The sequence below is a fragment of the Azospirillum sp. NS33 genome (assembly GCF_059703765.1).
Genome location: NZ_BAAKJB010000033.1, coordinates 37,991 through 58,930 on the forward strand (window position 1 = coordinate 37,991; position 20,940 = coordinate 58,930).

General features: G+C 72.6%; 18 protein-coding genes. 13 read left to right on the forward strand and 5 right to left on the reverse strand.

What is annotated here, in order from left to right:
- Window positions 1-52: 52 nt before the first annotated feature.
- Window positions 53-3,457 (forward strand): SNF2-related protein, encoded by a 3,405-nt coding sequence (locus AC6H2I_RS23850; RefSeq protein WP_497503254.1) that lies wholly within the window; start codon window positions 53-55, stop codon window positions 3,455-3,457.
- Here the strand turns inward: AC6H2I_RS23850 and AC6H2I_RS23855 are convergent.
- The 3 genes from AC6H2I_RS23855 to AC6H2I_RS23865 are packed head-to-tail and all read right to left on the reverse strand — an operon-like array spanning window position 3,444 to window position 5,157.
- Window positions 3,444-4,202, reverse strand: a complete 759-nt coding sequence (locus AC6H2I_RS23855; protein ID WP_497503255.1) for a class I SAM-dependent methyltransferase — start codon at window positions 4,200-4,202, stop codon at window positions 3,444-3,446. The two genes, AC6H2I_RS23850 and AC6H2I_RS23855, sit on opposite strands and share 14 nt — an antisense overlap.
- Window positions 4,203-4,250: 48 nt before the next feature.
- Window positions 4,251-4,739 (reverse strand): outer membrane lipid asymmetry maintenance protein MlaD, encoded by a 489-nt coding sequence (gene mlaD / locus AC6H2I_RS23860; protein ID WP_497503256.1) that lies wholly within the window; start codon window positions 4,737-4,739, stop codon window positions 4,251-4,253.
- Between the two features lie 25 nt (window positions 4,740-4,764).
- Entirely contained in the window at window positions 4,765-5,157 is a 393-nt protein-coding gene (locus tag AC6H2I_RS23865; protein ID WP_497503257.1) for an NADH:ubiquinone oxidoreductase subunit NDUFA12, read from the reverse strand.
- 191 nt (window positions 5,158-5,348) lie between these two features.
- Between AC6H2I_RS23865 and AC6H2I_RS23870 the strand changes: the two genes are divergently transcribed.
- The 6 genes from AC6H2I_RS23870 (at window position 5,349) to AC6H2I_RS23895 (ending at window position 12,382) form a co-directional block, all read left to right on the forward strand.
- Complete coding sequence (locus AC6H2I_RS23870; protein WP_497503258.1) at window positions 5,349-6,287, forward strand: LysR family transcriptional regulator; 939 nt, start codon at window positions 5,349-5,351, stop codon at window positions 6,285-6,287.
- Window positions 6,288-6,435: 148 nt separating this feature from the next.
- On the forward strand, window positions 6,436-6,924 hold the full coding sequence (locus tag AC6H2I_RS23875; protein WP_497503259.1) for a formate dehydrogenase subunit gamma: 489 nt from the start codon (window positions 6,436-6,438) through the stop codon (window positions 6,922-6,924).
- Entirely contained in the window at window positions 6,921-8,498 is a 1,578-nt protein-coding gene (locus AC6H2I_RS23880; RefSeq protein WP_497503260.1) for a formate dehydrogenase beta subunit, read from the forward strand. Before AC6H2I_RS23875 ends, AC6H2I_RS23880 begins: the two co-directional genes overlap by 4 nt.
- A 20-nt stretch (window positions 8,499-8,518) precedes the next feature.
- A complete protein-coding gene (fdhF, locus tag AC6H2I_RS23885) occupies window positions 8,519-11,344 on the forward strand; it encodes a formate dehydrogenase subunit alpha (RefSeq protein ID WP_497503261.1) in 2,826 nt (941 codons plus the stop codon).
- 4 nt (window positions 11,345-11,348) lie between these two features.
- Window positions 11,349-12,140, forward strand: a complete 792-nt coding sequence (fdhD, locus tag AC6H2I_RS23890; RefSeq protein WP_497503262.1) for a formate dehydrogenase accessory sulfurtransferase FdhD — start codon at window positions 11,349-11,351, stop codon at window positions 12,138-12,140.
- Window positions 12,141-12,166: 26 nt separating this feature from the next.
- The gene (locus AC6H2I_RS23895; RefSeq protein ID WP_497503263.1) at window positions 12,167-12,382 is read left to right on the forward strand and encodes a formate dehydrogenase subunit delta; all 216 of its coding nucleotides are present in this window, start codon (window positions 12,167-12,169) and stop codon (window positions 12,380-12,382) included.
- 19 nt (window positions 12,383-12,401) lie between these two features.
- Here AC6H2I_RS23895 and AC6H2I_RS23900 read toward each other — a convergent pair whose 3' ends face one another.
- Window positions 12,402-13,391, reverse strand: a complete 990-nt coding sequence (locus AC6H2I_RS23900; protein WP_497503264.1) for a ParA family protein — start codon at window positions 13,389-13,391, stop codon at window positions 12,402-12,404.
- On the reverse strand, window positions 13,388-14,575 hold the full coding sequence (locus tag AC6H2I_RS23905) for an ATP-binding protein (RefSeq protein WP_497503265.1): 1,188 nt from the start codon (window positions 14,573-14,575) through the stop codon (window positions 13,388-13,390). Before AC6H2I_RS23905 ends, AC6H2I_RS23900 begins: the two co-directional genes overlap by 4 nt.
- Window positions 14,576-14,714: 139 nt before the next feature.
- Between AC6H2I_RS23905 and AC6H2I_RS23910 the strand changes: the two genes are divergently transcribed.
- From AC6H2I_RS23910 to queG, 6 genes are all read left to right on the forward strand, one after another.
- A complete protein-coding gene (locus AC6H2I_RS23910) occupies window positions 14,715-16,247 on the forward strand; it encodes a helicase HerA domain-containing protein (RefSeq protein ID WP_497503266.1) in 1,533 nt (510 codons plus the stop codon).
- Window positions 16,222-16,968 (forward strand): trypsin-like serine peptidase, encoded by a 747-nt coding sequence (locus tag AC6H2I_RS23915; RefSeq protein ID WP_497503267.1) that lies wholly within the window; start codon window positions 16,222-16,224, stop codon window positions 16,966-16,968. The genes AC6H2I_RS23910 and AC6H2I_RS23915 overlap by 26 nt, the downstream gene beginning before the upstream one ends.
- A 239-nt stretch (window positions 16,969-17,207) precedes the next feature.
- Window positions 17,208-18,239, forward strand: a complete 1,032-nt coding sequence (gene queA / locus AC6H2I_RS23920; protein ID WP_497503268.1) for a tRNA preQ1(34) S-adenosylmethionine ribosyltransferase-isomerase QueA — start codon at window positions 17,208-17,210, stop codon at window positions 18,237-18,239.
- Window positions 18,236-19,408: a tRNA guanosine(34) transglycosylase Tgt gene (gene tgt / locus AC6H2I_RS23925; RefSeq protein ID WP_497503269.1), complete on the forward strand. Its 1,173-nt coding sequence runs from the start codon at window positions 18,236-18,238 to the stop codon at window positions 19,406-19,408. Before queA ends, tgt begins: the two co-directional genes overlap by 4 nt.
- Window positions 19,405-19,872 (forward strand): preQ(1) synthase, encoded by a 468-nt coding sequence (queF, locus tag AC6H2I_RS23930; protein ID WP_497503270.1) that lies wholly within the window; start codon window positions 19,405-19,407, stop codon window positions 19,870-19,872. Before tgt ends, queF begins: the two co-directional genes overlap by 4 nt.
- Window positions 19,865-20,938 carry a tRNA epoxyqueuosine(34) reductase QueG gene (queG, locus tag AC6H2I_RS23935; protein ID WP_497503271.1) on the forward strand — a complete coding sequence of 358 codons (1,074 nt, stop codon included), beginning with the start codon at window positions 19,865-19,867 and terminating at the stop codon, window positions 20,936-20,938. The genes queF and queG overlap by 8 nt, the downstream gene beginning before the upstream one ends.
- Window positions 20,939-20,940 lie beyond the last annotated feature (2 nt).

Genomic DNA, 20,940 nt, shown 5'->3' on the forward strand with positions numbered 1-20,940 from the left:
CGGCCCCCCGTCGCCCCGCACCCAGCCGCCCCCTGACGGGGCAGGGTTCCGCATGCCGTCCTGGTCCAATCACAAGTTGTCTTCATCCCCTGCGGAGCCGGAGCCCGCCGCGCCCGGCCGCGTCACCTTCACCCACGACGACCTGACCCGCGTGTTCGACGCCCGCGCCATCCAGCGCGGCCGCACCCTGATCCTCGCCGGGGCGGTGCGGCTCGGCGACGCCGAGGGTCGCATCGTCGCGGCGGTGGAGGACCTCGGCCGCACCCTGACCGTCACCCTGACCCCGGTCGCCCGCGGCCGGCGGGTCGGGTTCGAGCGGGCCTGCGGCTGTGGCCGCTCGGCCTGCGCCCACATGGCCGCCGCCGCCCTGCAGGCGCTCGACACCCGGCCGGCGTGGCGCGAGCCGTCGCTGCTGGACCTGATGGCCCCGCCCGGTCGCGAGGCGGTCCCGGACGGCCCGCCCGCCCGCACGGCACCCGTCCGCACGGCGCCCGCCGCCGCCACCCCGCCGGCTCCGCAGGCCCGCCCCGCGGCGGGCGGCCTGCCCCCGCCGCCGGCGCCCCGCCCCGCCCCGGTCTACCGGGCCCGCTGGACCCTGGAGGCGGGGCGCGACGACATCGCCATGTTCGTTTCGGCCGGGCTGCTCGCCGAGGGCGAGGAGGAGTCTCCGCCCCTGCCCGCGGCGCCGCGCGACGTCATCGCCCGCGCCGGGCGCGACGCCGCCGGCGACGCCGACCGCGCCGTGGCACGGCTGCTGGGCAGCGGCGGCGTGGTGCGCACCCCCGTCGCCAAGTCCCGGGGCGAGGTGGTCGACCGCATCCTGCGCCGCCTGCTGGAGACCGGGCGGCTGCGCTGGCGCACCGGGGTGTCCCTCACCGAGGGGCCGGTGCGCACGCTGCGGGCCTTCCGCGACCCCGGCTCGCGCAAGCTGCGCGCCACCGGCCTGCCCGAGGGCGGCGCCCTGATCCGCGGCTTCGCCACCTGGTGCGTCGATCCCAAGGCGGGGCAGCTCTGCCCCGTCGACCTCCAGGTGGTGGAGCCCCCGCGGGCCAAGCCGGCGGAGCCGCCACGGCGCGCCGACCCGCCGAAGGCGGCGCCGCGGCCGGCGCCGCGGCCGGCGCCTCGTCCGGCGTCCGGCGGCGAGCCGACCATCGTCGAGCGCACCCCCGCCATGATGGTGCGCCTGGGCCGGGTGGTCTCGCCGAGCGACGGGCTGATCGACGCCCTGCGCCTGACCTTCGACTATGGCGCCGACGGCGCGCCGGCCATGGTGGAAGGCGACGACCAGCGCCAGTTCGCCCGTGTCGAGGCCGAGGGCGAGGTCCTGTTCGTGCGCCGCGACATGGCGGCGGAGCGCGCCGCCCTGGCGCGGCTGGCCGCCCTGGGCTTCACCCAGGGACGGATCGACCCGCCGCGCGGCGCCCTCAACGCCCGCGGCACGCGGGTTCACTGGATGACCGGACGGGACGCGGCGGAGCGCTGGCGCGACTTCCTGGCGGTCCACGTCGCCGCCCTGCGCGCCGACGGCTGGAGCGTCGAGGCGGACGAGGGCTTCGGGGCCCGGGTGGTCGACGCCGGCGACACCGTCGCCGTCGCCGTGCGCGACGCCGGCGATGGCTGGTTCGATCTCGACGTCGGGGTCGAGGTCGACGGCGAGCGGCGGCCGCTGCTGCCGATCCTGGCGCTGCTGGTGGACCGCGGCGGCATGGACGCGGCGCGCGTCGTCGATGGCCGGGCCCACATCGTGCTCGACGACGGGACGGTGCTGGCCCTGCCCGCGGACCGGGTCGAGCGGCTGCTGAGCGTGCTGGAGGCGATGCTGGCGGCGGGACGGCGCACCGACGGCGGCCTGCGCATGCCGCTCGCCGAAGCCGACGCCCTGGTCGACATCGATGACCTGATCGCCCGCCGGCCCGACGAATCGCCCCAGATCGACGCCTATCTCCGCCGCATCCACGACACCGGGGCGCTGCCGCCGGTGGCGGTGCCCGCGGATTTCCAGGGCACCCTGCGGGACTACCAGCGGGACGGGCTGGCCTGGCTGCAAAGCCTGCGCGCCGGCAACGTGGCCGGCATCCTCGCCGACGACATGGGGCTGGGCAAGACGGCCCAGACCCTGGCCCACGTGGCGCTGGAGCACGCCGAGGGCCGGCTCACCGACCCCTGCCTCATCGTCGTGCCGACCAGCCTGGTCCCCAACTGGGTCGACGAGGCGCGCCGCTTCACGCCGCACCTGCGGGTGCTGGTGCTGCACGGGCTGGAGCGCCACGAACGCCGCGGCGAGATCGACGACGCCCACATCGTCGTCACCACCTACGGCGTGGTGGCCCGCGACACCGAGGTGATGCAGGGCCGCGCCTGGCATCTCGTCGTCCTCGACGAGGCGCAGGCCATCAAGAATCCGGACTCCAAGGCGACCCGTGCGGTCAGCACCCTGCGCGCCCGCCACCGCCTGTGCCTGTCCGGTACCCCGGTGGAGAACAACCTGGGCGAGCTGTGGAGCCAGTTCGCCTTTCTGATGCCCGGCCTGCTGGGGGACCGCAAGGGCTTCCAGAAGCGCTTCCGCACCCCCATCGAGAAGCGTGGCGACGGCACCCGGGCCAAGCTGCTGCTGCGCCGCATCCGCCCGTTCCTGCTGCGCCGGACCAAGGCCGAGGTGGCCAAGGAGCTGCCACCGAAGACCGAGATCGTGCTGCGCATCGAGCTCGACCGGGCGCAGCGCGACCTCTACGAGACCATCCGCCTGTCGGTGCATGAGAAGGTGCGGGCCGCCATCACCGCCAGCGGCCTGTCGCGCAGCGCCATCACGGTGATCGACGCGCTGCTCAAGCTGCGCCAGGTGTGCTGCGATCCCCGGCTGGTGAAGATCCCGGCGGCGCGCAGCGTCCAGGAAAGCGCCAAGCTGGAAAGCCTGACGGCCATGCTGGCGGAGATGGTGCCGGAGGGCCGGCGCATCCTGGTGTTCTCCCAGTTCACCGCGATGCTCGACCGCATCAAGGGCGAACTCCAGGCGGCCGGGATCGCCTATGTGGAGCTGACCGGCCAGACCGCCGATCGCGCCACCCCCGTGGCCCGTTTCCAGGCCGGCGAGGTGCCGGTGTTCCTGATCAGCCTCAAGGCCGGCGGGCGCGGCCTCAACCTCACGGCCGCGGACACGGTGATCCACTACGACCCCTGGTGGAACCCGGCGGCCGAGGACCAGGCCACCGACCGCGCCTACCGCATCGGCCAGGACAAGCCGGTCTTCGTCTACAAGCTGATCGCCGCGGGCACGGTGGAGGAGCGCATCCTCGAGCTGCAGCGGCGCAAGGGCAACCTGTCGGCGGCCATGGTGGAGGGCGCCGGCCTGGCCGGCGCCCTGGCCGGCGACGACATCGACTTCCTGTTCAAGGCCGAGGACGAGGACGGGCCGGAGAGCGGCCGCGACGCCCCGCCGAGGAGAGTCAGCCGGGCGTGACGGCCGCGACACGCAGGCGGACGTAATCGGCGGTCCAGCCCCCGTCCGCGCCGCGCAGGGCCGGCGCCATCGCCGCCATCGCCTCGTCCCTCACGGCGCCGCGCTCGCCGTCCGGCACGGCGGCGAGGAACGGCTGGGCGAAGGTGGCGAGCCAACCCGCCATGTCCGTGGGGAGCGGCGTGGGCCGGTCGAAATGCTCCAGCGCCGTCACCACGAAGCCGGCCGACGCCAGGCGCGCCCGGTAGTCCTCGGGGGTGGGAAAGAACCAGGGGTTGAGGGCGGCGGCGTCGACACCGCGCCGGGCCAGCGCCGCCTCCAGGCCGGCGACGATGGCGGCCACGTTGCCGGCCCCGCCGAACTCGGCGACGAACCGCCCGCCGGGCTTCAGGGCGCGGCGGACGCCGGCGAGGACGGCGTCGGCGTCCGGCATCCAGTGCAGCGCGGCGTTGGAGAACACCGCATCGAACTCGGAGTCGAAGTCCAGGGCCTGGCCGTCGGCCAGGCGGGCGTCGAGGCCGCGGGCGCGGGTCGCCGCCACGAACCCGGGGGCGGCGTCGACCCCCACCACGTGGCAGCCGAGGCCGGCGAGGCGTTCCGTCAGGCGGCCGTCGCCGCACCCCAGGTCCAGCACCCGCTCGCCGGGCCGGGGCGCCAGCATCTCCACCACCGGCAGGCCGAGTTCGGCGACGAAGCCGGCGTGACGGCGGTAGCCGTCGGCGTCCCAGGTCTGCCGGCGGTCGGTCATCGGCGGTCGGTCATCGGCGCTCCCGGAAGACGCTCCCATGGCAGGCGCTCACATGGGAGGCGCCCCGCCGCCCCCGTCCCGGTTGTTGCCGCCGCCGCTTTGCAGGCTGAAGATCACCTGGCCCAGCAGCTGTTCCAGGCCCGGCGTGCTCTGGGTGTACTGGATTCGCCCGCCGGGCGCGATCCTGTCCTCTTCGCCACCCGGCTCGAGCGACATGAACTTGCCGCCCAGCAGGCTCTCGCTGGCCACCACCGCGGCGGTGTCGGCGGGCAGCGCGATGTCCGGGTCGACCGACATGTGGACCACCGCCTGATAGGTGGTGGGGTCCAGGGTCAGCCCGGTCACCGTGCCGACCTTGACGCCGCTGATCCGCACGTCGGCCCCGCTCTGCAGGCCGGTGATGCTGGAAAAGTGGGCCGACACGTCGTAGCCGTCGACCCGGCGCAGGTCGGCGCTGGTGTAGGCGAACACCAGGAAGAAGGCGGCGACGACCAGCACGACGCCGCCCAGCACGGTTTCGATCACATTGCGGCGCATCGTACGCTCCTGTGCGGGCCCGGCCTCAGGCCGGAGTCCAGGGCTCGTAGTCGCCGCTGGCCGGGCTGCGCTCGCCGCCTTCCAGCACGTGACCGGGCGGGCGGTAGGCGTGCAGCGAGCCCGACGCGTTCGGCTCGTGCTCCTGCTGCCATGGCTTGTGGTAGGCGCTGTCGCGCTCGGGCAGCGGCTCCTTCACCGTGTGGTGGAGCCAGGCGTGCCATTCCGGCGGAACCTTGGAGGCCTCCGGCTCGCCCTCGTAGATGACCCAACGGCGCTCGCGCCCGGTCGGGCCGGCCTTCTTGCCGCGATAGTACTTGTTGCCGAAGCGGTCGGTGCCGACCAGCACTCCCCGGCGCCAGGTTACGAAATTGATGTGGATGTTGGCCATCCGGGAAATGAGGGAGATCTTTTCGCTCATCGTCGGCCGTACTCGGGGGGTTCCGGCCCCGTCACGGGGCCCCGGGAAAATGCGGCGGCACTATGACACCGCGGGTCGGCTCCGTCCACTGTCTCGGGGAGGCCGGTGACGCGCCCGTCGTTTTCCTGCACAAACCTGCAGGATTTCCGTATCCTGGCCGACCGTCGTCACCACCGGTGCGAGGCAACCCGTTGTTCCGCAAGTTCGTTTACCTGCTGGCGCTGGAACGCGAGGGGCATTTCGGGCGGGCCGCGGAGTCGTGCCATGTCTCCCAGCCCACCCTGTCCAACGCGATCCGCCAGCTCGAGGAGTACTTGCAGGTCCCGATCGTCGAGCGCGGCCAGAAGTTCGCCGGCTTCACGCCCGAGGGCCGCAAGGTTCTGGACTACGCCCGGCGCATCCTCGCCGAGCGCGACGGCCTGCACCAGGAATTGCAGGCCATGGCCGAGGGCGTGTCCGGAAACCTGCGAATCGCCGCGATCCCCACGGCCCTTCCCGCGGTGCCCCACCTCCTCGCCAGCTTCGCCGAACGCTATCCGGCGATCCGCGCGTCGATCCGCTCGACCAGCTCGCGCGACATCCAGCGCGACCTCGACGCCTTCGATCTCGACGCCGCCGTCACCTACCTCGACAACGAGCCGCTCAAGCACGTGCGCACGGTGCCACTCTATTCCGAGCGCTACCTGCTGCTGACCCGGCGCGAGGACGTGGCCGCCGGCACCGCCGCCATCACCTGGGGCGAGGCGGCGCAGCGCCGCCTGTGCCTGCTGACCCCGGACATGCAGAACCGCCGCATCGCCGACGCCGCCTTCCGGATGGCCGACACCAGCGTCGAGCCGATGGTCGAGACCAACTCCATCAGCACCCTCTACACCCTGGCGCTGACCGGCGTCGGGTCGAGCGTGGTGCCGAGCCAGCTCCTCACCCAGATGCCGGTGCACCGCGCCCTGGTGGCGGTGCCGCTGTGCGAGCCCGACCTCACCTACGCCGTCGGCCTGGTCTTCGCCGACCGAGACCCGCCGGCGCCGCTGGCCAAGGCCCTGGCCAATGTGGCGGCGGAGAAGACGGTGGCGCAGCGCCTGGGCGCCACCCTGGCCGAGACCATGGCGGCCTGGAACCAGACCCGATAGGGATTCCCTATCACGCCATCCGAAAATGAAATTTGCCGTCTGGCCAACGATCCATCACGCTGACCGTCATCGCCCATGACTGCCCGGCACACACCGGGCATCGCTTTAAGGACAACGGCCGCCCCGTACGGCGGCCGGGGGAGGGAACGTGACTGGTCGAGCACCCTGGGACGCGGGACGCGCCCGCGCCATCGTCGATGAGCACAAGAGCCTGCGCGGCGCGCTGATGCCGATCCTGCACGCCCTGCAGGAGGAGTTCGGCTGCGTCGACGAGGACGCTGTGCCGCTGCTGGCCGACGCGCTGAACCTGTCGCGCGCCGACGTGCACGGCGTCATCTCCTTCTACCACGAGTTCCGCCGCACCCGGCCGGGCCGCCACGTCATCAAGGTGTGCCGCGCCGAGGCCTGCCAGTCCATGGGCTGCGACGGCCTGATCGACCACATCAAGTCGACACTCCAGGTCGACTTCCACGGCACCACCGCCGACGACACCTTCACCCTGGAGCCGGTGTTCTGCCTCGGCAACTGCGCCCTCTCGCCGGCCCTGATGATCGACGACCGCCTCTACGGCCGGGTCGACGCCGGCCGCTTCGACGCGCTGACCGGCGCCCTTGCCGCCCAGGAGTGTACGCCATGAGCGCCGGCACCGTGCCCGCCCCCCTCACCGTCTACGTCCCGCGCGACGCCGCCGCCCTGTCGGTCGGGGCCGAGGAGGTCGCCGCCGCCATCGCCGCCGAGGCGCACCGCCGGGGCCAGGACCTGCGCATCGTCCGCAACGGCTCGCGCGGCATGCTGTGGCTGGAGCCGCTGGTCGAGGTGGTGCGCCCCGAGGGCCGCATCGCCTACGGCCCGGTCGCCGCCGCCGACGTGCCCGCCCTGTTCGACGCCGGTTTCCTGAGCGGCGGCGCCCACCCGCTGGGCCACGGCCTGACCGAGGAGATCCCCTACTTCAAGGAGCAGGAGCGCCTGACCTTCGCGCGCTGCGGCGTCATCGACCCGGTGTCGGTCGAGGACTACCGCGCCCATGGCGGCTTCGAGGGGCTGGAGAAGGCCCTGGCCATGGCCCCGGCCGACATCGTCAAGGAGGTCACCGACTCCGGCCTGCGCGGCCGCGGCGGCGCCGGTTTCCCCACGGGCATCAAGTGGAACACCGTGCTGGGCGCCAAGGCCGACCAGAAATACGTCTGCTGCAACGCCGACGAGGGCGACAGCGGCACCTTCGCCGACCGTATGATCATGGAAGGCGACCCGTTCATCCTGATCGAGGGCATGACCATCGCCGCGCTGGCCGTCGAGGCCACCCACGGCATGATCTACATCCGCTCCGAATACCCGCACGCCGTCGCCACCATGAACGAGGCGATCAAGCGCGCCTACGAACAGGGCTGGCTGGGCGAGGCCATCCACGGCAGCGACCGCACCTTCCACCTGGAGACCCGGGTCGGCGCCGGCGCCTACATCTGCGGCGAGGAGACCTCCATGCTGGAAAGCCTGGAGGGCAAGCGCGGCCTGGTCCGCGCCAAGCCGCCGCTGCCGGCGCTGGAGGGGCTGTTCGGCAAGCCGACGGTGGTCAACAACGTGCTGTCGCTGTGCTCGGTGCCGGTGATCCTGGCCAAGGGCGGCGCCTACTACCGCGACTTCGGCGTCGGCCGCTCGCGCGGCACCCTGGCCTTCCAGCTGGCCGGCAACATCAGGCGCGGCGGCATCGTCGAGAAGGCCTTCGGCGTGTCGCTGCGCACCCTGCTGGAGGAGTTCGGCGGCGGCACCATCAGCGGCCGGCCGATCCGCGCCGTGCAGGCCGGCGGCCCGCTGGGCGCCTACCTGCCCGAGCACCAGTTCGACCTGCCCAAGGACTACGAGGCGTTCGCGGCGGTCGAGGCGATGGTCGGTCATGGCGGCATCGTCGTCTTCGACGACACCGTCGACATGGCCAGGCAGGCCCGCTTCGCCATGGAGTTCTGCGTCGCCGAGAGCTGCGGCAAGTGCACGCCCTGCCGCATCGGCTCGCAGCGCGGCATGGAGACCCTCGACAAGATCATCGCCGGCGACAACGTCGAGCGCAACCTGGCCATCCTCGGCGACCTCTGCGAGGTCATGACCGACGGCTCGCTGTGCGCCATGGGCGGCATGACGCCGATCCCCGTGCGCAGCGCGGTCAAGCATTTCCCCGAGGACTTCGCCCGCGGCCCCGCCGCCATGGCGGCCGAGTGACCGAAGAGGACCGATCCATCATGTCCATGACCCACGAGATCGACTACGGCACCCCCGCCCGGACGTCCCAGACGATGGTGACCCTGGAGATCGACGGCCGCAGCGTCACCGTGCCGGAAGGCACCTCGGTGATGCGCGCCGCCGCGGAAGCCGGTGTCACCGTGCCCAAGCTGTGCGCCACCGACCACCTCGAGGCCTTCGGGTCCTGCCGCCTGTGCATGGTGGAGATCGAGGGCCGCCGCGGGACGCCGGCGTCGTGCACGACGCCGGTGGCGCCGGGCATGAAGGTGGCCACCCAGAACGACCGCCTGGCCCGCCTGCGCAAGGGGGTGATGGAGCTCTACATCTCCGACCACCCGCTGGATTGCCTGACCTGTGCCGCCAACGGCGACTGCGAGCTCCAGGACATGGCCGGCGCGGTCGGCCTGCGCGAGGTGCGCTACGGCTACGACGGCGCCAACCACCTGGGCCAGGCCAAGGACGAGAGCAACCCGTACTTCACCTTCGACCCGTCGAAGTGCATCGTCTGCTCGCGCTGCGTGCGCGCCTGCTCGGAGGTCCAGGGCACCTTCGCCCTGACCATCGACAGCCGCGGCTTCGCCTCCATGGTGTCGCCGGGCGCCAAGGAGGACTTCATGGAGTCCGAGTGCGTGTCGTGCGGCGCCTGCGTCCAGGCCTGCCCGACCGCGACCTTGATGGAGAAGTCCATCATCCACCACGGCCAGCCCGAGCACAGCGTGGTCACCACCTGCGCCTATTGCGGCGTGGGCTGCTCCTTCAAGGCGGAGATGCAGGGCACCACGGTGGTCCGCATGACTCCCCACAAGGACGGTGGTGCCAACGAGGGCCATTCCTGCGTCAAGGGCCGCTTCGCGTGGGGCTACGCCACCCACAAGGACCGCGTCATGCACCCGATGGTGCGCGAGACCACCGGCGACCCGTGGCGGGTGGTGTCGTGGGAGGAGGCCATCGCCACCGCGGCGCGGCGCCTCAAGGCGGTCCAGGAGAAGTACGGCCGCCACGCCATCGGCGGCATCACCTCGTCGCGGTGCACCAACGAGGAGGTGTACGTCGTCCAGAAGATGATCCGCGCCGCCTTCGGCACCAACAACGTCGACACGTGCGCCCGGGTGTGCCACTCGCCCACCGGCTACGGGCTGAAGCAGACCTTCGGCACCTCGGCCGGCACCCAGGACTTCCGCTCGATCGACAACACCGATGTCATCCTGGTGATCGGCGCCAACCCGACCGACGGCCACCCGGTGTTCGGGTCGCGCATGAAGAAGCGCATCCGCGCCGGCGCCAAGCTGATCGTCGCCGACCCGCGGCGCATCGACCTGGTGCGCACGCCGCACGTCGAGGCCTCCCATCACCTGCAGCTCCGCCCGGGCAGCAACGTCGCCCTGCTCAACGCCATCGCCCATGTGGTGGTGACCGAGGGGCTGGTCGACCGTGCCTTCGTGGCCGAGCGGTGCGAGGCGGACGAGTTCGCCCGGTGGGAATCGTTCATCGCCGAGCCGCGCAACAGCCCGGAGATCGCCGAGGCCTCGACCGGCGTGCCGGCGGCCGAGATCCGCGCCGCCGCCCGCCTCTACGCCACCGGCGGCAACGCGGCCATCTACTACGGCCTGGGCGTGACCGAGCACACCCAGGGCTCGACCACCGTCATGGCCATGGCCAACCTCGCGATGGCCACCGGCAACATCGGCCGTGACGGCGTCGGCGTGAACCCCTTGCGCGGGCAGAACAACGTGCAGGGCTCGTGCGACATGGGCTCCTTCCCGCACGAGCTGCCGGGCTACCGCCACGTCTCCGACAGCGTCGTGCGCTCGGAGTTCGAGGCGGCGTGGGGCGCCAAGCTGGACCCCGAGCCCGGCCTGCGCATCCCCAACATGTTCGACGCGGCCATCGGCGGCACCTTCAAAGGCCTGTTCGTGCAGGGCGAGGACATCGCCCAGTCCGACCCCAACACCCACCACGTCTCGGCCGCCCTGGGGGCGCTGGATTGCCTGATCGTCCAGGACCTGTTCCTCAACGAGACGGCCGCCTTCGCCCACGTCTTCTTCCCCGGCACCTCTTTCCTGGAGAAGGACGGCACCTTCACCAACGCCGAGCGCCGCATCAACCGCGTCCGGCCGGTGATGCCGGAGAAGACCGGCAAGTCGGAATGGGCGATCGTGTCCGAGCTGGCCACGGCGCTGGGCTACCCCATGCACTACGCCACGGCGGCGGAGATCATGGACGAGATCGCCCGCCTGACCCCGACCTTCGCCGGGGTCAGCTTCAAGCGGCTGGACGAGGCCGGCAGCCTGCAATGGCCGGTGACCGAGGCCGCCCCCGGCGGCACCCCGATCATGCACGCCAGCGGCTTCGTGCGCGGCAAGGGCCGCTTCATGATCACCGAGTACATCGCGACCGAGGAGCGGCCGTCGCGCGACTACCCGCTGATCCTCACCACCGGGCGCATCCTCAGCCACTACAACGTGGGCGCCCAGACCCGGCGCACCGCCAACGTCGCCTGGCACCCCGAGGACATCCTGGAGATCAACGCCCACGACGCCGAGCAGCGGGGCATCCGCGACGGTGACCTGGTGTCGGTGGGCAGCCGCGTCGGCGCCACCACCCTGCGCGCCGAGATCTCCGACCGCATGCCGCCGGGGGTGGTCTACACCACCTTCCACCACCCGGTGACCGGGGCCAACGTGGTGACAACCGACGCCTCGGACTGGGCGACGAATTGCCCGGAGTACAAGGTGACCGCGGTGCAGATCCGCCTCAGCAACCAGCCGACCGACTGGGCGCAGCGCCACGCGCCCATCGTCAAGGTCGGCGTGGCCGCGGAATAAGGGGATGGCCGTCATGCCGTGCACCGACGTCCCCTCGGCGACCGGATCGGTCGCGGTCACCGGCACCGGCCTGTCCGGCGCGGTGACCTGGATGATCGCCGAGGAGACCCCGGTGGCGTTCGAGTACAACGGGCGCTCGCACGCGGTGATGATGGCCACTCCGGCCGACCTGGAGGACTTCGCCCTGGGGTTCTCCCTGTGCGAGGGCATCGTCGCCGCGGCCGAGGACATCGAGCGGGTGTCGGTGCGGCCGTCGCGCGGCGGCATCGTCCTCGACATCCGCGCCGACACCATGCGGCTGCTGCGCGGCAACCTGCGCACCCGCTCCATGGAGGGGCGCAGCGGCTGCGGCCTGTGCGGGGTGGAGAGCCTCGCCAACGCCGTGCGCACGCCGCGCCGGGTGGAGGCGCACTTCACGCCGTCCGCCCCGGCGGTGGCGGCGGCCTTCGCGGGGCTGCGCGACCACCAGCCGATGACGCGGGCCAACCATTCGGTCCACGCCGCCGCCTGGTGCGCGCCCGACGGCACCATCCGGCTGGCCCGCGAGGACGTCGGCCGCCACAACGCACTGGACAAGCTGGGCGGGGCGCTGGCCCGGGCCGGCCTCGACCCGGCCGACGGCTTCGTCGTCATGTCCAGCCGCTGCAGCTTCGAACTGGTGCAGAAGGCGGCGGCGCTGGGCGTGCCGCTGCTGGCCACCCTGTCCGCCCCCACCGCCCTCGCCCTCGACCTCGCCCGCGACGCCGGCATGACGCTGGCCGCCCGGGCACCCGGCGACGGGGTCATCCTGTTCTGACAGCCAACCAAAAGGGAGAGACGTCCATGCACAAGAAGGACCTGGTCCGGATGGCGAACCAGATCGCCAGCTACTTCACCTCCTACCCCGAGGACCACGCGGTGGCCGAGATCGTCGCCCACATCCGCGACTTCTGGGAGCCGCGCATGCGCCACCATCTGCTGGAGCACGTCGACGACGGCGGCCACGGCCTGCACGACCTGGTGCTGAAGGGCGCCCAGGAGTTGCGCGCGCCGGCCTGAGCCGGCCCCCCGATCCGCGTCACGGGGTCGGCAGCGGGACGCCGACCCGCCCGGCGATGCGCGTGGCGAGTGCGAGGAAATCGACGTAGCAGTCGCGGACGGCGCCTTGGTGTCCACCAATGGCGCCGTCGCCGGGCTTCAGGAGGAACATCGGCTTGCGTGCCTCCTGGGCCATCGCCATCAGCGAGCGGTAGTCCTTGAGGCGCGCCAGGCGGTTGCGGTCCTCGCCCTCCGGCTCCGGCGCCGCCTCCTCGACCACCTGCTCCGCATAGACCGCCGGCGCGCGGTCCATCCACCGCTGATACGCGCGGACCGCGCCACCCGCGAAAACGGTGTGGCGGGACACGACATAGCCGATGGGTTCCATCCGCCCCGCCGGCAGGGCGATGTCCATCCTCGGTGCCTTGGTCTTGCGGTCGTCCCACGCCTCGCGCCACTCGCGCAGCGCCGGCCCGACGTTCTCCAGCCCCTGGATGGAGAACAGATCGGGGGCCAGGGGAATGACGACATGGTCGGACGCGATCAGCGCGCACCGGTTGATGGCGCCGAGGTTCGGGCCGACGTCGATCAGGGCGATATCGGCCCCGAAGCGCTCGCCGGTGGACCGGACGACGCGGTCGAACGCCGTGATCACGCGGAACGCGCGCACCTTGCGATCCAGGCAATGCGGCCATTGCTGGGACAGCTCGTCTTCGACCCGGGACAGCCCGAGATCGCCGGGAAGCAGGGCCAGACGGCCAGTCAGTTCCTGGGGTCGGACATCGACGATGTCCGAGGTCCCGGACACGAGCAGCGGTTCGACCGCCGAATAGAGGGTCGGCCGCGGCGTCTCGGCCCACAGGGCCTCCAGGCGCTCCTCCCCCAGGCAGATGTTCGTCAGGTTGGCCTGGGGGTCCAGATCGGCGGCCAGCACCCGAAGCCCACGATCCGCCATCATCCAGGCGAGGTGGTAGACCAGCGAGGTTTTGCCGACGCCACCCTTGTTGTTGAAGAAGGCGATGGTCTTCATGGCCGAGGTCGGACCGTGACGAGGGTGTAGGTCGGCTCGCTGCGGAACTCGGGCGGCGGATTGCCGTTGGCGGCCAAGGTTTGCCGGGCGATGGGGATGCCCACCCCGAACTTTTCGACGTAGTCGAGGTTCCGAAGGGCCTCGGCCAGGGTCGGGTTGCGGTAGTCGGTGATGCCGGGCGTGCCGAAGTTCTCCAAGGTTACCTGGCCGTACGGCCCTCCGGGGCTGAGGATTTCCACCCGGTCATCGTACCACGTCACCCGGACCGGCGCGTTGGAGCCTTCGTAGGTCCGGTGCAGGAGCGCGTTGCGCAGCAACTGGCGCAGCGCCGGCTCCGGATAGGTCGGTGCGGTCTTGCGCACCGGGCCCCCGACGATGGTCGGATTCTCGATCCACAGATGGGCGATCTCGTCGAGCTGCCGGATCTGGTCCGGGACCGTCCCGTCGACCTGTCTCTGGTCACGGATCGGATCCGTCAAGGCCGTGCCGGCGATGCGCAGGGCCTGGACATAGGCACCGGGAAGCCAAGCCGTCGGCGCCTTTCCCAGCACCAGCATGGCGGTGACCGTGGGGCGGCCCTGCAGATCGATCAGACGCAGGGCGCGAAGCTGCTCCTCCTGCGTCCGCCCGTTGGTCGCCAGCACCTCCGGCGCCACGGACGACGGCAGGTATTCGATGGCAAAGCGCACGAGGTCGAGGTCGTCCGTCGTCGCACCGGCAACGCCCTGGGCATCGAACGGCAGCGTGTTCCAGCGCCGCTTTTCGACCAGCCGGCGCTCCTCGTCCGCCGTCGCGACGCGTGTGCTGCGACCGACGCGCACGAAGGTGCGTCCGTTCACACGGACCGGAGGGTTGCTGTGGGGCGCAACCGATAGGACCACCAACTCGCATCCGGCGACGGTCACCACATCGACGCTCATGATGGGAAACGGCTGTATCGGGCCGCCGCCGCGCAGTTCGGTGAGCTGCTCGACCAGCCTGTCGGTGATCGGCAAGCCGGCGCAGCTCTTGTCATCGTTCTGGCCGACGATCAGAAGCCCCGTCCGCCCGGTGCCCGCGAGATCGTTGGACAGGGCGCAGATCGCCTCCCGCAGCCCGTCGCGGTCCGAGGCGTCCCGCTTGCGTTCCAGCCGATCCCCTTCGTCTTCGACGAATCGCCGTTCCAGGTCCGCAGCGTCGATCACCGGCGCGTCCTCCGTCCCCTTGCCGCTGTGATCATTACCGCGCCCTCCGGATCGACGCCAGCGCCTCGGCCCCATCCGACTCCCCCTCGCCGCCCGTCCTGCGCTATAGGGGGGCTGGCGCGGGCAACGGGAGCGTTGGATGAAGGTCGGCATCGACATGGGGACGACGGGGGCCGGAGGTGCGGCGGCCCTCGACCTGGAGGAGCTGCTGGCGACGCGCCTGCTGGTGCAGGGCAACTCCGGGTCCGGCAAGTCGCACCTGCTGCGCCGCCTGGTGGAGCAGAGCGCGCCCTGGGTGCAGCAGGCCATCCTCGACCCCGAGGGCGATTTCGTCACCCTGGCCGAGCGCTTCGGCCATGTGGTGGTGGAGGCGGCCGACCACGGCGAGGCCGCCCTGCAGCGGGTCGCGGCGCGGGTGCGCCAGCACCGGGTGTCGGTGGTGGTGAACCTGGAGGGGCTGGACACCGAGGCGCAGATGCGCCACGCCGCCGCCTTCCTCGGCGGCCTGTTCGACGCCGACCGCGACCTCTGGTATCCCATGCTGGTGGTGGTCGACGAGGCCCAGTTGTTCGCCCCGGCGGCCGCCGGCGAGGTGTCGGACGAGGCCCGCAAGCTGTCGCTGGGCGCCATGACCAACCTGATGTGCCGCGGCCGCAAGCGCGGGCTGGCCGGCATCATCGCCACCCAGCGCCTGGCCAAGCTGGCCAAGAACGTCGCCGCCGAGGCCTCGAACTTCCTGATGGGCCGCACCTTCCTCGACATCGACATGGCCCGGGCCGCCGACCTGCTGGGCATGGAGCGCCGCCAGGCCGAGATGTTCCGCGACCTGGAGCGCGGCCATTTCGTGGCCCTGGGTCCGGCCCTGTCGCGCCGCCCGCTGCCGATCCGCATCGGCACGGTGGAGACCGCCGGGCGCACCGGCAGCCCGCTGCTGATGCCGCTGCCCGAGACGCCGCCCGAGGACGCCCACGACCTGCTGTTCGCGCCGGGCGAGGCACCGCCGCCGCCGTTCCCGCCGCCGGTGCGCCGGGCGCCCCCGGCGCCGGTGCCCTCCACCGCCGACCTCCTGGCCCAGCTCGCCCAGGCCCGTCCCGCCGCGGCCGCGCCGCCCGAGGCGGAGCCGACCGAGGAGGAGCTGGCGGCGCGCGAGGCGACGCTGGACGCCATCCTCGGCGAGGTGCTGGCCGAACCCGGCGCCGCCTACCGCTCGGTCGCCGTGCTCTATCAGGATTTCCTCGTGCGCTGCCGCATCCGCACCGTCGGCGGTAAGCCGCCGGACCTGCCGGCGTTCCGCCGCCGCCTCGCCGCCGCCCGCGCCGGGGTCGCCGGCGAATCGGCCCAGGCGCCGGATTGGGACAAGGCGCTGGCGGTGGCCGCCGATCTCCCGGAAGACCTGCACGGCCTCTACCTGCTGCTGGCCCGCGCCGCCCAGGACGGGGGGCCCTGCCCCTCCGACGCGGCGCTGGCGCGGGTGTGCGGCAGCCGCTCTCCCGGCCGCGCCCGACGCCTGCTCGACTACCTGGAACAGCGCGGGGTGATCGTGCTGCGCACCCAGCATGGCGGCGGCCGGATTATCGCCCTGCCCGGCCTGGGCTGGGAAACGGCGCCCGGCGATCCCGCGGCCGCCGACCACCGCTCCCCCGGCGATGGCGACCTGTTCGCGCTGGCGTAGGGCGCTGGCGGCGGCGGCGCTGGCGGCGACGCTCCCCCTGGCCGTGGCCGGCGGCACCGCAGACCCGCTGCTGCCCGGGGTGGCCGGCGACGACCGGCGGGCGCCGGTGGACGTCACTGTCGCGCCCTGGGCGTCGGTGGCCCGGGTGCAGACCAGCCTGGGCGGGCGCTGCACCGGCGCCCTGGTGGCGCAGGACCGGGTCGTGACGGCCGCCCATTGCCTCGACCACCCGCGCACCCGGCGCCCGCTCGGGCCGGCCTCGCTGCACATCCTGTTCGGCTACGATGGCGGCGCCTACCGCGTTCACCGCACGGTGCGCCGGATCACCGTCGGGGCGGGCTACGACGGCACGCGGCCGGACGCGTCGCGCGCGGCCGACTGGGCGGTGCTCCACCTGGCCGCCGGCCCGCCGCCCCCCGCCGCCCCCCTCGCGGTCGTCGCCGCTCCCCCCGCGCCGGGCACGCCGCTGGCCCTGGCCGGGTTCAGCCAGGACCGCTCCCACCGGCTGATGGCGGACCAGGGCTGCCGGATCACCGCCCCGGCCGGGGCGCTGCTGCGCCACGACTGCTCGGGGGCGCGGGGAGTCAGCGGCGGCCCCCTCCTGATCCACGAGGATGGGGAGTGGCGGGTGGTCGGCGTGGCCGTCGCGGTCTCCGGGCAGCCGCACGGCGCCAATCTGGCGGTTCCCGCCGCGGCCTGGCGGGCGGCGCTGGGCGGCTGAGGGAAGGCCGGTACAGCCGGTCACGCAACGCCCTCCCCTTTTGATGTTAAGCGTTTCTTAAGTGGATGGTTAACAAGACATTAAGCGCGGCGCGCCCATTCCTTCAGGGTAACGGTGTCGGGACCGTCCCGATCACCACCCGCTGCGTGACGCGGTGTACCGGCCTGCAGCGCCGGGCCACGCCGCGCGGTGCGCACCGCTTCCCTTCGCCGCGGCGATGCCCTATATCAGCGCCTTCCATGAAAACCGCCGATTTCGACTTCCATCTGCCGCCCGAACGCATCGCCGACCATCCGGTGCGGCCGCGCGACGCCGCGCGCCTGCTGGAGGTGGGCGGGACGCTGCACGACCGCATCGTCCGCGACCTGCCCGACCGGCTCCGCCCGGGCGATGTCATGGTCTACAACGACACCCGCGTCATCCCCGCCCGGCTCCACGGCCAGCGCGGTGCCGTGCGGGTGGAGGCGCTGCTGCACAAGCGCGAGGGCGCCGACGCCTGGGCCGCCTTCGCCCGGCCCGGCAAGCGCCTGCGTGTCGGCGACACCGTCGTCTTCGCCGAGGGCTTCCAGGCGGTGGTGGAGGCCAAGCGCGACGGCGGCGAGGTGCTGCTGCGCTTCAACGTCGGCGGTGCCGCGCTGTTCGAGCGCCTGCACGCCCACGGCGCGGTGCCCCTGCCGCCCTACATCCGCCGCGACCAGGGCGCGGAGGCCGGCGACCGCGAAGATTACCAGACCGTCTTCGCGCGCGAGGAAGGGGCGGTGGCCGCCCCCACCGCCGGCCTGCACTTCACCCCCGACCTGCTGGACCGGCTGGAGGCGCGCGGCGTGCGCCGCGTGCCGGTGACCCTGCACGTCGGCGCCGGCACCTTCTTGCCGGTGAAGGTCGAGGACATCCGCGAGCACCGGATGCACGCGGAATACGGCGTCATCCCGGCGGGGACCGCGGACGCCATCAACGCCGCCCGCGCGGCCGGCGGCCGCGTGCTGTCGGTGGGCACCACCTCGCTGCGCGTGCTGGAATCGGCCGCCGCGCCAGACGGCACCCTGGCCCCCTTCGCCGGCGAGACCGACATCTTCATCTATCCCGGCCACCGCTTCCGCGTCGTCGACCTGCTGCTGACCAACTTCCATCTTCCGCGGTCGACCCTGTTCATGCTGGTCTGCGCCTTCGCCGGCATGGACCGCATGCGCGCGGCCTACGCCCACGCCATCGCCGCGGAGTACCGCTTCTACTCCTACGGTGACACCACGCTCCTGCGGAGGGTTCCGTGACCGGCCTGACCTTCGACCTCCTCGCCACCGACGGGCTGGCCCGGCGCGGCCGGCTGGCCACGGCCCACGGCGCGGTCGAGACCCCCGCCTTCATGCCCGTCGGCACCGCCGCCACCGTCAAGGGCATGCACCCCGAGCAGGTCGCGGCGACCGGCGCGCAAATCATTCTCGGCAACACCTACCATCTCATGCTGCGGCCGACGGCGGAGCGGGTGGCCCAGTTCGGCGGCCTGCACCGATTCATGAACTGGCCCGGGCCGATCCTCACCGACAGTGGCGGCTTCCAGGTGATGTCGCTGGCCGACCTGCGGACCATCGACGAGCAGGGGGTGACCTTCAAGTCGCACCTCGACGGGTCGCGCCACCACCTGACGCCCGAACGCTCGATGGAGATCCAGCGGCTGCTGGACGCCAACATCACGATGTGTTTCGACGAGTGCACGCCGTTCCCGGCGACGCACGCGGTCGCGGCGTCGTCGATGCGGCTGTCCATGCGATGGGCCGGCCGCAGCCGGGCCGCCTTCGTGGAGCGTCCGGGCTACGGGCTGTTCGGCATCGTCCAGGGCAGCGTCTACGAGGACCTGCGGATGGAGTCGGTCGAGGCGCTGGCCGGCATCGGCTTCGACGGCTTCGCCATCGGCGGCCTGGCCGTCGGCGAGGGCCAGGAGGAGATGTTCCGGGTGCTGGACTTCACCGCCCCGGCCCTGCCCGCCGACCGGCCGCGCTACCTCATGGGCGTCGGCCGCCCCGGCGATCTGATCGGCGCGGTGCGGCGCGGCGTCGACATGTTCGACTGCGTGATGCCGACCCGCTCCGGGCGGACCGGGCAGGCCTTCGTGCGGCGCGGCACGCTCAACCTGCGCAACGCCCGCCACGCCCATGACGAGCGGCCGCTGGACGAGCGCTGCGGCTGCCCCGCCTGCGCCCGCTACACCCGCGGCTACCTCCACCACCTGTTCCGCGCCGGGGAGATGCTGGGCCCGATGCTGTTGACCTGGCACAACCTGCATTTCTACCAGGACCTGATGGCGTCCTTGCGCGACGCCATCGCCGCGGGCACCTTCGAGGAAACGGCCGGCGCCTGGGAGACGGCGATGGACGAGGGCGACCTGCCCGCCCTCGCCGACCCGCTGTCCCTGCCCAGGACCGGCTCGGGAGGCCGTTCATGAGCGACCAGACCATCTACCGCGACCTGACCCAGCTTGGCGCCAAGACGGCGCTGCCGGACTCGCCCGAGACGGCGGTGCTGGAGCGGGTGCCCAACCCGCACCCCGGCGAGCGCTACCTGGTGCGCTTCGCGGCACCGGAGTTCACGTCCCTGTGCCCGATCACCGGCCAGCCCGACTTCGCCCACCTGGTCATCGACTACGTGCCGGCGGACTGGCTGGTCGAGAGCAAGTCGCTGAAGCTCTACCTCGGCTCCTTCCGCAACCACGGCTCGTTCCACGAGGCCTGCACCGTCTCCATCGCCAAACGGCTGGAGCGGGAGCTGGCACCGCTGTGGCTGCGCATCGGCGGCTACTGGTACCCGCGCGGCGGCATCCCCATCGACGTGTTCTACCAGTCCGGGCCACCGCCGGACGGCGTCTGGGTGCCGGCCCAGGACGTCGCCCCCTACCGCGGCCGTGGCTGAGGCGGACCCGCAGGACCTGAAGGAGGCCATCCGGGCGCGCGCCCGGTCGCTCGGCTTCGACGCCGTCGGCTTCGCCCCCGCCGAGCTGTCGGACGCCGACCGCGCCCGCCTCGCCCACGCGCTGGACCAGGGCTGGCACGGCGGCATGGCGTGGATGGCCGACACCGCGGCGCGCCGCGGCGACCCGCGCGCCCTGTGGGACGCCGTGCGCAGCGTCATCGTGCTCGGCCTCTCCTACGCCCCCGACGGCGACCCGCTGGAACTGCTGGCGCACAAGGACCGCGGCCTGATCTCCGTCTACGCCCGCAACCGCGACTACCACGACCTCATCAAGGGCCGGCTGAAGCAGATCGCCCAATGGCTGCACCAGCGCCACGGCGCCGGGGTAAAGGTGTTCGTCGACACCGCCCCGGTGATGGAAAAACCCCTGGCGGCGCGCAGCGGCGTGGGCTGGCAGGGCAAGCACACGGTCCTGGTGTCGCGCCGCCACGGCAGCTGGCTGTTCCTGGGCGAGATCTTCACCACCCTGGACCTGCCGCCCGACCCGCCGGAGCGCGACCGCTGCGGCACCTGCCGGCGCTGCCAGGACATCTGCCCGACCGACGCCTTCCCCCGGCCCTACACCCTCGACGCCCGGCGCTGCATCGCCTACCTGACCAACGAGCACCACGGCCCGATCCCGGAGGAGTTCCGGGAGGCCATCGGCAACCGGATCTACGGCTGCGACGACTGCCTGGCGGTGTGCCCGTGGAACCGCTTCGCCCAGGCCAGCCGGGAGCCGGCCTTCCTGCCGCGCGCGGCGCTGACGGCACCCAAGCTGGCGGACCTGGCGGCTCTCGACGACGCCGGCTTCCGCGCCCTCTTCACCGCGTCCCCGATCAAGCGCCTGGGGCGCGACCGCTTCGTGCGCAACGTGCTGATCGCCATCGGCAACAGCGGCGACCCGGCGCTCACCGGGGCCGCCGCCGCCCGGCTCGACGACCCCGACCCGGTGGTGCGGGACGCCGCCCGCTGGGCGGTGGACCGGCTGGCCACGGCCGCGGGCGGATGCCCGCCCCAGCCCTGATC